General features: G+C 68.7%; 10 protein-coding genes. 5 read left to right on the forward strand and 5 right to left on the reverse strand.

Annotation, left to right across the window (positions count from 1 at the left end; translation table 11 throughout):
- Positions 1 to 6: 6 nt before the first annotated feature.
- Entirely contained in the window at positions 7 to 651 is a 645-nt protein-coding gene (locus E5P2_RS03270; RefSeq protein ID WP_162565728.1) for a hypothetical protein, read from the reverse strand.
- 293 nt (positions 652 to 944) lie between these two features.
- On the opposite strand from E5P2_RS03270, the gene htpG reads away from it, so the two are divergent.
- On the forward strand, positions 945 to 2,987 hold the full coding sequence (gene htpG, locus E5P2_RS03275; RefSeq protein ID WP_174262636.1) for a molecular chaperone HtpG: 2,043 nt from the start codon (positions 945 to 947) through the stop codon (positions 2,985 to 2,987).
- A 117-nt stretch (positions 2,988 to 3,104) separates the two neighbouring features.
- On the opposite strand, the gene E5P2_RS03280 is transcribed toward htpG, so the two are convergent.
- Genes E5P2_RS03280 through E5P2_RS03290 form a run of 3 tightly spaced genes read right to left on the reverse strand, consistent with a single transcriptional unit; the run spans position 3,105 to position 6,976 of the window.
- On the reverse strand, positions 3,105 to 4,226 hold the full coding sequence (locus E5P2_RS03280; protein WP_162565730.1) for a CaiB/BaiF CoA transferase family protein: 1,122 nt from the start codon (positions 4,224 to 4,226) through the stop codon (positions 3,105 to 3,107).
- Between the two features lie 16 nt (positions 4,227 to 4,242).
- Positions 4,243 to 5,226: a Bug family tripartite tricarboxylate transporter substrate binding protein gene (locus tag E5P2_RS03285; RefSeq protein WP_162565731.1), complete on the reverse strand. Its 984-nt coding sequence runs from the start codon at positions 5,224 to 5,226 to the stop codon at positions 4,243 to 4,245.
- Between the two features lie 34 nt (positions 5,227 to 5,260).
- The gene (locus E5P2_RS03290; RefSeq protein WP_162565732.1) at positions 5,261 to 6,976 is read right to left on the reverse strand and encodes an acyl-CoA dehydrogenase family protein; all 1,716 of its coding nucleotides are present in this window, start codon (positions 6,974 to 6,976) and stop codon (positions 5,261 to 5,263) included.
- 103 nt (positions 6,977 to 7,079) lie between these two features.
- Here E5P2_RS03290 and E5P2_RS03295 point away from each other — a divergent pair, with 103 nt between their 5' ends.
- Together E5P2_RS03295 and E5P2_RS03300 are read left to right on the forward strand one after the other, a co-directional pair.
- Entirely contained in the window at positions 7,080 to 7,958 is an 879-nt protein-coding gene (locus E5P2_RS03295) for a LysR family transcriptional regulator (RefSeq protein WP_162565733.1), read from the forward strand.
- 32 nt (positions 7,959 to 7,990) lie between these two features.
- Positions 7,991 to 8,236: a hypothetical protein gene (locus E5P2_RS03300; RefSeq protein WP_162565734.1), complete on the forward strand. Its 246-nt coding sequence runs from the start codon at positions 7,991 to 7,993 to the stop codon at positions 8,234 to 8,236.
- A gap of 7 nt (positions 8,237 to 8,243) precedes the next feature.
- Here E5P2_RS03300 and E5P2_RS03305 read toward each other — a convergent pair whose 3' ends face one another.
- Entirely contained in the window at positions 8,244 to 9,296 is a 1,053-nt protein-coding gene (locus tag E5P2_RS03305; protein WP_443083500.1) for a serine/threonine protein kinase, read from the reverse strand.
- An 87-nt stretch (positions 9,297 to 9,383) separates the two neighbouring features.
- Here E5P2_RS03305 and E5P2_RS03310 point away from each other — a divergent pair, with 87 nt between their 5' ends.
- Together E5P2_RS03310 and paaN are read left to right on the forward strand one after the other, a co-directional pair.
- The gene (locus tag E5P2_RS03310; protein WP_162565735.1) at positions 9,384 to 9,854 is read left to right on the forward strand and encodes a lipocalin-like domain-containing protein; all 471 of its coding nucleotides are present in this window, start codon (positions 9,384 to 9,386) and stop codon (positions 9,852 to 9,854) included.
- Positions 9,851 to 11,575 carry a phenylacetic acid degradation protein PaaN gene (paaN, locus tag E5P2_RS03315; protein WP_162565736.1) on the forward strand — a complete coding sequence of 575 codons (1,725 nt, stop codon included), beginning with the start codon at positions 9,851 to 9,853 and terminating at the stop codon, positions 11,573 to 11,575. Before E5P2_RS03310 ends, paaN begins: the two co-directional genes overlap by 4 nt.
- Positions 11,576 to 11,581: the final 6 nt, after the last annotated feature.

Genomic DNA, 11,581 nt, shown 5'->3' on the forward strand with positions numbered 1-11,581 from the left:
TGGAAGTCAGGCCGCCGCAGCGGTGTAGGTGACCCGGCCGTTGTTGGCTGAGGTGCCGTAGGTGCCCGCAGGAAGGAACGCGGTATTGGCATACGCGAAAGTCCAGCTGCCTTCCCGGCGCACCACGCCGTTGGGGGTGGTCAGCGAGACCAGTGGCGACTGGCCGCCGCTCGCGCCGGTATTGAACGCCGGATGCGCGATCGCCGCGTTGGTGAATCCATTGGTGGTGGTGGCCAGCGCGCCAGCCGTCACGACGATGTCGCTCCACTGCACGACGGGGGCGCCAGCCACACCCGAGCTCAGCGGTCCGGTGACGGTGTTGGAAATGCTGACGTTGCCGGTGTTGCCCATCACGCGTACCGTGACGCCGCCGCCGGCCAGATCGCCGCCTGCACCCGCAATCGAAGCGCCACTGCCACTGGAGCCTGCCGGCACGTCGAAGCTGATGTTGTTGACCGTGCCGTTGGCGGCGTAACTGGTCCCGGTGCCGATCTGCAGGAAGAGCATCTTCGGCACGTTGATGGAGAAGTCGAGGCGGGCCGTGGCGGTCGTCGAACTCGCCCCGGGATTGACGGTCAGCGTGGACTCTGCGCGCGCAGCAAAAGGCGCAATGGCGGCGACGGCCGCCGCAATGGCAACAAGCTTTTTCATGAAACTCCCTGATGTGTTGAAATGACGAAGCGACGTCACTGTAGGTGGCGCCCTGCAACGCGAACAGTGCAGAGTTGGCGTCTGCCATCGCAGACATGGGCTCGGAAATGTTCTGTCTGCACTTTCGTTAACAAGTTCGCAGCCGCCGTTGCTTCGGCCCCCATCACGCCGCTGCGCCTTGCGTCATGGCGGGCTCGAACTGCGTGCCTTCTCTCGTTGGCCGATGCCCGCTGCGTCTTGTAAAGTCGCTGGTTCGCCCCATGTGGCGAATGTCCATTCCGACCGCTTTCGTCATGACCACTTCCAAGACCAAACTCCCCTTCCAGGCCGAAGTCGCCCAGCTGCTTCACCTCGTCACGCATTCGCTCTACTCCAACAAGGAAATCTTCCTGCGCGAGCTGATCTCGAACGCGTCGGACGCCTGCGACAAGCTGCGCTTCGAAGCCATCGACAAGCCCGATCTCTATGGAGACCAGCCGAAGCTCGAGGTGCGCGTGGCCTTCGACAAGGCCGCCAAGACCCTCACCATCACCGACACCGGCATCGGCCTGAGCGAGCAGGAAGCCATCGACAACCTCGGCACCATCGCCAAGAGCGGCACCAAGGAATTCATGAGCAAGCTCTCGGGCGATCAGAAGGCCGATGCGCAGCTCATCGGCCAGTTCGGCGTGGGCTTCTATTCGGGCTTCATCGTGGCCGACAAGATCACCGTCGAATCGCGCCGTGCGGGGCTGCCGAATGAAGAGGGCGTGCGCTGGACGAGCAGCGGCGCAGGCGACTTCGAGGTCGACACCATCACGCGCACCGAGCGCGGCACCAGCGTGACGCTGCACCTGCGCGACGATGCCGACGAGTACCTCAACGCGTGGAAGCTCAAGTCCGTGATCGGCAAGTACTCCGACCACATCTCGCTGCCCATCCTGATGGAAAAGGAAGAGTGGAAAGAGGGTGAAGACAGCAAGGGCGGCGAGATGGTCAAAACCGGCGAATGGGAGCCGGTCAATCAAGCCAACGCGCTCTGGAGCCGGCCCAAGAAGGACATCACCGACGAGCAGTACGCCGAGTTCTACAAGACCATCAGCCACGACTTCGAAGCGCCGCTGGCCTGGAGCCACAACCGCGTCGAAGGCTCGACCGAGTACACGCAATTGCTCTATATCCCGGCCAAGGCGCCGATGGACCTGTGGAACCGCGACAAGAGCGCGGGCGTCAAGCTCTACGTCAAGCGCGTCTTCATCATGGACGATGCCGAAGCGCTGTTGCCGAGCTACCTGCGCTTCGTCAAGGGCGTGATCGATTCGGCCGACTTGCCGCTCAACGTGAGCCGCGAGCTGCTGCAGGAAAGCCGCGACGTGAAGGCGATCCGCGAAGGCTCCACCCGCCGCGTGCTCGGCATGCTCGAAGACCTGGCGAAGAAGCAGAAGACCGCGGGTGACAGCGTCGAGGGCAAGATCGACGTCGGCTCCGGCGAATCGGTGCCCGCGCCCGAACCCACCGAAGGCGTGACCGACGTGGTCGACAAGAAGGTCGCCGACACCATGCCCGCCGCCGAGGCCGCGGCCGAGTACAGCGACGAATCGGGCAAGTACGCCAAGTTCTACGCCGAGTTCGGCGCGGTCCTCAAGGAAGGCCTGGGCGAGGACTTCGGCAACCGCGAGCGCATCGCCAAGCTGCTGCGCTTCGCGTCGAGCACCAGCGACACGGTCAGCGTGAGCTTTGCCGACTACAAGTCGCGCATGAAGGAGGGGCAGGACGCGATCTACTACATCACGGCCGACACGCCGGCGGCGGCGAAGAACAGCCCGCAGCTCGAGATCTTCCGCAAGAAGGGCATCGAGGTGCTGCTCATGACCGACCGGGTCGACGAGTGGGCGCTCAACTACCTCACCGAATTCGACGGCACGCCATTGCAGAGCGTGGCCAAGGGCGCGGTCGATCTCGGCAAGCTGCAGGACGAGGCCGAGAAGAAGGCGGCCGAGGAAGCGGCCGAATCCTTCAAGCCGATGCTCGAACGCCTCAAGGAAGCGCTCAAGGACAAGGCCGAGGACGTGCGCGTGACCACGCGCCTGGTCGACTCACCCGCTTGCCTGGTGGTGCAGGACGGCGGCATGAGCACGCAACTCGCGCGCATGCTCAAGCAGGCCGGCCAGCCGGCACCCGACCTGAAGCCGGTGCTGGAGGTGAATGCCGACCATCCGCTGGTGCGCAAGCTCGAAAGCTCGGCGCACTTCGACGACCTCGCGAACATCCTGTTCGACCAGGCGCTGCTGGCCGAGGGCGGCTTGCCAGCGGATCCGGCGGCCTACGTGCGGCGCGTCAACGCGCTATTGGTCTAACCCCCAGGCTTGCCCACTTCGTGTGGCCGCCCACCCCCTTGCAGGGGGCAACACCGGCGGCCCGGCGAAGCCGGTTCCGCGGTGTTTCACGAAGGAGCCTGGCTGCGCCGGCCGGCCTCAGTCGAACTTGCTTCCGGGGGTCAGCGGCGCATGCCGGTAGCTGGCCGGCGTGCGGCCGAGCTTGACGGGCGAGGCGATGCCGCGGTAGCCGCCCTCGAGCTCGACCACCATGCCGCGGTGCGCGGTGTGCGGATGCGCGAGTGCCGCGTCCACCGGCAGCACCGGCGCAGCCGGCACGCCGGCGGCCATCAGCGTCTCGACCAGCGCGCGGCCGTCGAAGTTCGCCAGCAGGGCCTCGAGCCTCGGCTTGAGCGTCTCGCGGTTCACCGAGCGCGAACGGGCATCGCGGTACATCGGATCCGCGGCCAGCGCCGGCTCGCCGATGCAGCGGCAGAAGCTCGCGAACTGGCGATCGTTGCCGACGGCGACGAAGACCGGGTCGGTACCGGTGGCGAGCGCATCGTAGGGATAGATGTTGGGATGCGCATTGCCGGTGCGCTTGGGCGTCGCGCCGTCCATGAACCAGTTGGCGGCATGCGGGTGCAGCAGCGACAGCCCGCTGTCGTAGAGCGCCGCCTCGATGAACTGCCCGCGGCCGCTGCGGGTGCGCTCCTGCAGCGCCAGCAGCACGCCGATGGTGGCGTTCAGTCCGGTCACCATGTCCACCACCGGCAGGCCCACGCGCAGCGGACCGCCGTCGGCTTCGCCGTTGATGCTCATGATCCCGGTCATCGCCTGCACCGCCGCGTCGTAGCCCGGCAAGGCGCCGAGCGGGCCGTCGGCACCGAAGCCCGAGACGCGGCACCACACCAGTCGCGGAAAGCGCTGCGAGAGCTGCTCGTAGCCGATGCCCCAGCGCTCCATCGTGCCGGTCTTGAAGTTCTCGATCAGCACGTCGGCCTCGGGCAGCAGCGCCATCAGCGTGGCGCGGCCTTCTTCCGATCCGAGGTCCAGGTGCTGCACGCGCTTGTTGCGGTTGAGCCCGTGGTAGTAGGAGGCCACGCCGTCCCTGAAGGGCGGGCCCCAGGTGCGCGTGTCGTCGCCTTGCGGCGGCTCGATCTTGAGCACGTCGGCGCCGTGATCGCCGAGCACCTGGCCGCAGTAAGGGCCGCCCAGGATGCGCGAGAGATCGAGGACGCGGATGCCCGCGAGGGCGCCGGTGCCGGGAGGGGGGGTCATGACGATGTCCTGCAGTTCAATCGAGTTGGGCGCCCGATTGTTTCACCACGGCCGCCCACTTGTGCATCTGCACCGGGATGAACTGGCCCAGCTGTTCGGGCGTCGAGGCCGGCGCCGGCTCCAGGCCCTGCGTGGCGAAGAGCTGCTTGACGCGGGGCGAGGCCAGCACCTTGACGAAGGCCTGGTTGAGCTTCGCGATGCGGTCGGCCGGCGTGCCGGCCGGCGCCACGATGCCGAAGAACACGCTCACGTCGTAGCCGGGCAGTCCCTGCTCGGCGATGGTCGGCACATCGGGCAGCGCCTGCGAGCGGGCCGCGGTGGCGACGCCCAGCGCGCGCAGCTTGCCGGCCTTCACGTAGGGCAGCGCGGTGAGCACGTCGGTGAAGCTCATGCTGACCTGTCCGCCCAGCAGGTCGTTGAGCGCGGGGCCGGTGCCCTTGTAGGGCACGTGCTGCAGGTCGGTGCCGGCCATCGAGTTGAACAGCACGCCCGCCAGATGCGACGAGGCGCCGTTGCCGGACGAGGCGTAGCTCAGCTTGCCCGGATGCGCCTTCGCGTAGGCGACCAGTTCCTTCACGTTGTTCGCGGGCACCGAGGGATGCACCACCAGGATGTTCGGCAGATGGCCGACCTGGATCACCGGCGCGAAGCTCTTGACCGGGTCATAGCCGATCTTGCGGTAGAGGCTGGCATTGATGGCCAGCGGCCCCGAGGTGCCGAACAGCAGTGTCTGCCCGTCGGCCGTGGCGCGGGCCACGTACTCGGCGCCGATGTTGCCGCCGGCGCCGGCGCGGTTCTCCACGATCATGGGTTGCCCGAGCGTGTTCTTCATCTCCGCGGCGAGCGTGCGCGCCATCGCATCGGTCGGTCCGCCCGGCGGGAACGGGACCACCAGCGTGATGGGCTTGTCGGGGAAGGTGTCGGCGTGCGCGGCGTGCGCGGCGGGCAGCAGCGGCAGGGCCGCGGCGCAGGCGAGGACGAGGGTGGCGAGCAGTCGCATGGGGTTTGTCTCCTGTGAATCGATGGAATGAAAGTCAGGCCGTGGCGAGCGTCGATGAAGCGGTGTTCGCGTTCCAGCCGGCCGGCACGGTGTCGGGCGTCAGTGGATCGCGCGGCAGCACGCGGTGCAGCAGCACCCCTTGCGCCCATTCGATGCGCTGGGCCGAGCCGGTGCGCGCGCCTTCACATGCCATCGCGATCGCGCTGCAGGTGTGGTAGAGCGCCGAGGCGGCCTGGCGCGCGATCACGTCGCCGCCTTCCTGCGCCGCGGTGCCGGCCAATGCCGACGCGCGCGCGAGTGCGTCGCGCAGCGCGGTCGCGAAGGCAGGCGCCAGTGCCGCTTCGTCGAGCAGCGCGCCGAAGTGCGCCTGCAGCGCGGGCAGCGAGGCTTCGCGCTTCACCGCGCGGATCACGTCCAGCGCGACGATGTTGCTGGTGCCTTCCCAGATCGATCCGAGGTGCGCGTCGCGCACCAGGCGCGGGTCGGCCCATTCCTCGATGTAGCCGCAGCCGCCGCGCACTTCCATCGCGTCGCCGGTCACCTTGCGCGCATCGCGGCAGGCGCGGAACTTGATGAGCGGCGTGAGGATGCGCAGCAGCGGATAGGCGGACGCATCGCCGCCGTCGGAACGCGCCAGCGCGAGCGCGGTCTGGAACACCATGGTGCGCGCCTGCTCGGCCGGCAGGCGCAGCTTGGTCAATTGCTTCTGCATCAGCGGCATGTCGGAAAGCCGCTTGCCGAAAGCACGGCGCTCATCGGCGATGTACTCGGCCTCGGCACAGGCGCGGCGCATCAGGCCCGCCGCGCGCACGCCGTTGGAGAGGCGGGAGTTGTTGACCATGTCGGCCATCTGCACGAAGCCGCGTCCCTGTTCGCCGATCAGGTAGGCGATGGCGCCTTCGAGCCGGATTTCGCCGCTGGCCATCGAGCGTGTGCCCAGCTTGTCCTTGAGGCGGATGATGCGGTAGTGATTGTGCGTGCCGTCGTCGAGCTCGCGCGGCAGCAGGAACAGCGACACGCCCTTCATGCCGGCCGGATCGCCCTCCACGCGTGCGAGCACCATCGCGAAGTCGGCGTCGGGATTGGAGCAGAACCACTTGTCGCCGGAGAGGCGCCACTGGCCGTCGGCGTCCTTCGCCGCTTGCGTGAGCGTGGCGGCGATGTCGGAGCCGGCGGCCTGTTCGGTCATGAACATCGCGCCCTGCGCGAGCGTGTCGAAGTCCAGCGACTGGAAGCGCGGCAGAAAGCGCTGCACCAGCGCCTGGCTGCCGAACTTCTTCAGCGTGCGCGCCAGCGAATCGGTCATCGACACGGGGCAGCACAGGCCGAACTCGGCCTGCACGAAGAGGTAGGTCAGCACGTACTTGACCAGCGGCGGCATCTTGCCCTTCCAGCCGAGGGTCTCGTCGCGGTGCGACATCGCGGCCAGGCCGAATTCGCTCAGCGCGAGGCGCTCCATCTCGACGTAAGCCGGGTGCTTGATCACGCGCTGGTCGTCGATGCCGGTGCGCGTGCGCAGCGACAGCGTCGGCGGGTTGCAGTCGGCCGTGTGTGCGAGCTCGTCGAGCGGGCCGCCGGCCAGCGCGCCCAGGCGTTCGAAGTGCGGCTGCATGTGGCGCAGCAGTTCAGGCGGCAGGTAGAGCGCCAGCAGCCGCTGCAGCTCGCCGTCGGTGGCGTAGAGGTTCTGCCCGTGACGGTCGGGCACGGGATGGACGGCGGTGTCGGCCGTGGGCGAAGCGGTGCTGGTCATGTCTCTGGTCTCCTTGTCGCCGTATTCTTCAATCGCTCGATGATTCTTGTCTAATATCGAATAACACTGGGTCGATCCGATCTGGCTATCGATGGAGAACGGCATGGAACTGCGTCACCTGCGCTATTTCGTCGTGCTGGCCGAGGAGCTGCATTTCGGCCGCGCCGCGCGCCGTCTTTCGATCTCGCAGCCGCCGCTGAGCGTGGCCATCCGCCAGCTCGAGGAGTCGGTGCGCGCGCGGCTGTTCGAGCGCAACAGCAAGGAGGTGCGGCTGACGCCCGCCGGCGAGGCGCTGCAGAGTTCGGCGCGCCTGCTGCTGAAGCAGGCCGAAGAGGCCGCGCTGGAGGCGCGCGACGTCTCGCAGGGCGCGGCCGGCCGGCTGCGCATCGGCTTCGTCGGCGCGATGCTCTACCGCGGGCTGCCGCAGGCGCTGCGCAAGTTCCAGGCCAGGCATCCGGCGGTGCGCGTCACGCTGGCCGAACTCAACTCCGGCGAGCAGATCGCCGAACTGCTGCACGACCGCCTGGACCTCGGCTTCGTGCACACCAGCCGCATGCCGGCCGAGCTGTGCCATGCGCTGCTGGTGTCCGAGGCCTTCGTGGCCTGCCTGCCGGTCGGCCACAAGCTGGCGCGGCGGCGCACGGTGGCGGTGGCCAGCCTGCAGGGCGAGCCCTTCGTGCTGTTCTCGCGCAGCGCCTCGCCCGACTACCACGAGCGCATCCTCGCGATCTGCGCCGGCGCCGGCTTCCGGCCCGAGGTGCGCCATGAGGTGCGCCACTGGCTGTCGGTGGTGTCGCTGGTGTCGCAGGGCATGGGCGTCGCACTGGTGCCCAGCGCGCTGCGCCATGCGGCGCTGCGCGGCGCGGTGTTCCGTCCGCTCGAGGAAGAGGTGGCGCGCTCGGACACCTACGGCGTCTGGCGCGAGGGTCCGGTCAATGCGGTGGTGCAGGGCTTCCTGCGCGATGTGCGCGGCCGGCCCTGAGCGACAATCCGCCGCCGAAGCACCCGAACGACATGGACAACCTGGAAGCCCTGCAGACCCTCGGCATCTCGCTGCCGAGCCCGGCCTACATCGCCGGCACCCTCCTGTTCGGCATCGCGGGCATCGTGGCCTGGCGCTACGGCAAGCGCGTCGGCCGGCCGCGCACCCGGTGGCTCGGCCTCGCGCTGATGCTCTATCCCTACGTGGTGCCGCAGACCTGGCTGCTCTACCTGCTCGGCTTCGCGCTGTGCGCGGGCATCGCGATCGATCGCGACTGAACCGCCGTCAGGCGTACAGCGGCGCTTCCGCCATCGCCTCGCACTGGTCCTGCAGCATCTGGATCTGCCCTTTCCAGTAGTCGCTCGATCCGAACCACGGGAAGTTGATCGGGAAGATCGGGTCTTCCCAGCGCCGCGCCAGCCAGGCGCTGTAGTGGATCAGGCGCAGCGTGCGCAGCGGCTCGATCAGCGCGAGTTCGCGCCGGTCGAAGTCGCGGAACTGCTCGTAGCCGTCGAGCAGGCCGCTCAGCTGCGCGGTGCGCTGTGTGCGGTCGCCCGACAGCAGCATCCACAGGTCCTGCACCGCGAAGCCGGTGCGCGCGTCGTCGAGGTCGACGAAGTGCGGGCCGCCGTCGGGGCGATCGGTCGGCGTCCAGAGGATGTTGCCGGGATGCACGTCGCCGTGCAGCCGGATCTTGCGCGCCGGCGTCTCGCTGTCGCTCGCGTGGGTGGGCGAGAGGGCGGTCGCGGCGATCATGTCCAGCGCCGCGTTGCAGGCCGTCTCCCATTCGCGCTGCACATCGAGCGGCACCCGCTCGTGGCCCAGCAGCCAGTCGCGCGAGGCGATGCCGAAGCTCTGCAGGTCGAGCGCCGGCCGCGCCGCGAAAGGCGTCTGCGCACCGACGGCGTGGATGCGCGCGAGGAAGCGGCCGACCCATTCGAGCACCTCGAAGTCGTCCAGCTCCGGTGCGCGCCCGCCGCGGTAGGGGCTGACGCTGAAGCCGAAGCCGCCATGCCGGTGCAGCGTGTTGCCCTCGACCACGAGCGGCGCCACCGCGGGCACCTCGGCGGCAGCGAGCTCGAGCGCGAAGCCATGTTCCTCGAGGATCTCCGCATCGCTCCAGCGCCCGGGGCGATAGAACTTCACCACCACGGCTCTGCGGTCCTCCAGGTAGACCTGGTAGACGCGGTTCTCGTAGGAGTTGAGCGCCATCAGCCGGCCGTCGCCGTGCAGGCCGAGTGTGGCGAGCGCGTCCAGCACCACGTCGGGCGTGAGCGATTCGTAGGGATGGCCGGCATGCGCCGGTTCGTCGGGAGAAAAGGAAGGAGGTGACACCACGGCGACATTGTCGCGGGTCGGCCCTGTTGCAGGAGATCGGCAAGCGGCCTAAACTAAGTTCAATTAAGAAAGTGAAAAGGAGACGGCGTGGCGGCTCGCGACAACCCCCTGATGGGCACCTGGCAACTCGTTCGCTGGGAGATCGCCTATGGCGACGGGCGACCGGCCACGCTGCCCTTCGGCGAAGCGGCGACCGGCCTGATCCTCTACAGCCACGACGGCTGGATGAACGCCTGCATCGCGCGCGCCGGCCGGCCGCCGCTGTCCAGCGAGAGCATGCGCAGCGCGCCGGAATCCGAGCGGCTCGCGGCCTTCGGCAGCTTCTTCCAGTACGCCGGGCGCTACGAAGTCCGCGGCGAGCCCGGCCGCCAGCAGGTGGTGCACAGCGTCACGCAGTCGCTCAATCCGAACTTCGTCGGCACGCAGCAGGTGCGCGACATGCATTTCGACACCGAGGGCCGGCTCACGCTGTCGGCCTCCGACACCGTGCCGGGCAGTGCGGTGGCGCGCCACCATCGCCTGATCTGGGCGCGCTGCGCGCAGGGGGCGACATCATGAGCGCGGTGCTGAAAGACGCCGCGACCAGCACGCTGTTCGAGCGCCATCGCGCCACCTTCGAGCGCGCCGCGCTGGCTTGCCGCGAACGGCACTGCTGGAGTCCGTACCCGGAGCTGCCCGCCAAGTACCCGAATGCGGCGCAGGCCCAGGCCGACGGTGCCGCGGCGTTCCGCGCGCACCTCGGCCAGCGCTTCGCGCTCGACCAGCCGGGCGCCGTCGGCGAAGCCGGCGAGGAGATCTCGCCGTATACGCAACAGGCGCTTCGCATCCGCTATCCGCAGGCCGACATCAACGCGCTGTTCGATGCCGCCGAAGCCGCGATCGACGACTGGGCCGCGGCCTCCATCGACACCCGCATCGGCGTGCTGATGGAAGCGCTCGACACGGTCTATCGCGAGCACCTGTTCGAGATCGCGCACGCGGTGATGCACACCGCCGGCCAGAGCTTCAACATGGCCTACGCGGGCTCGGGCGTCAACGCGCTCGACCGCGGCATCGAGGCCCTGGTCCATGCGAAGCAGGCGATGGACGCCATCGCGCCCACGGCCCGCTGGGAGCGCGCCTTCGGCAGCGCGCGGATCGCGCTCGACAAGACCTACCGCCTGGTGCCGCGCGGCGTCGCCGTGTGCTTCAGCTGCGCCAGCTTTCCGACCTGGAACGCCTGGCCCTCGATGCTCGCGAGCCTGGCCACCGGCAACGCGGTGATCGTCAAGCCGCATCCGGCCACGGTGCTGCCGATGGCGATCTCGGTGCGCGCGTTCCGCCGCGTGCTGGCCGCCGCGGGCTTCGATCCCAACCTCGTCACGCTGGCGCTCGACACCTCGGCAGAAGCGATCGGCAAGCGGCTGGTGCAGCATCCGAAGACCGCGATCGTCGACTTCACCGGCAGCGTCGCCTTCGGCCAGTGGGTCGAGCGCAACGCGCATCCGGCGCTGGTCTTCACCGAGACCGCGGGCTGCAACACGGTGGTGCTCGAATCGGTCGACGACCTCGATGCCGCGCTGCGCAGCCTGGCCACCACGCTGTGCATGTTCAGCGCCCAGATGTGCACCAGCCCGCAGAACATCTACGTGCCGGCGCAGGGCGTGCGCACGCCCCGGGGCGTGGTGGCCTTCGACGCGGTCGCGCGCCGGCTGGCCGATGCGGTGGCCGCGCTGACCGGCGATGCGAAGAAGGCCGCGATGATCCTCGCGACGCTGCAGTCACCGCAGACGCTTGCGCTGCTGGCGCAGATGACCCAGGAGGGCGAACAGCGCGGCCAGGTCCTGCTGCGGCCGAAGCGCTACCTGCATCCCGAGTTTCCCGACGCGCGCACCAGCACGCCGCTGATGCTCAAGGTCGGCAAGGCCGAGCGCGATCTCTACGGCGCCGAGCGCTTCGGCCCGATCAGCTTCGTGATCGCCTGCGACGACGCGGCCGATGCGCTCGCGCAGGCCGTGCACGACGTGAAGCAGTTCGGCGGCCTCACGGCCTTTCTCTACTCGACCGACGAGGCGTACGTCGCGTCCGCCGAAGCGGCCTACGCGAAGGCCGGCGCGCAGCTCACCATCAACCTCACCGGGCCGATGCCGCTCAACTTCGCGGCCGCCTACAGCGACTACCACGTCACCGGCCTCAATCCCGCCGGCAACGCGAGCCTGACCGACCTCGCCTTCGTTGCCGGGCGCTTTCGCATCTCGCAATCGCGCCGGCCCGCGGCGCCCGACACCTCAACGCCTTGAAGGAGA

Origin of the sequence: Variovorax sp. SRS16, assembly GCF_901827165.1 — a bacterium.
Lineage (GTDB): Bacteria > Pseudomonadota > Gammaproteobacteria > Burkholderiales > Burkholderiaceae_C > Variovorax.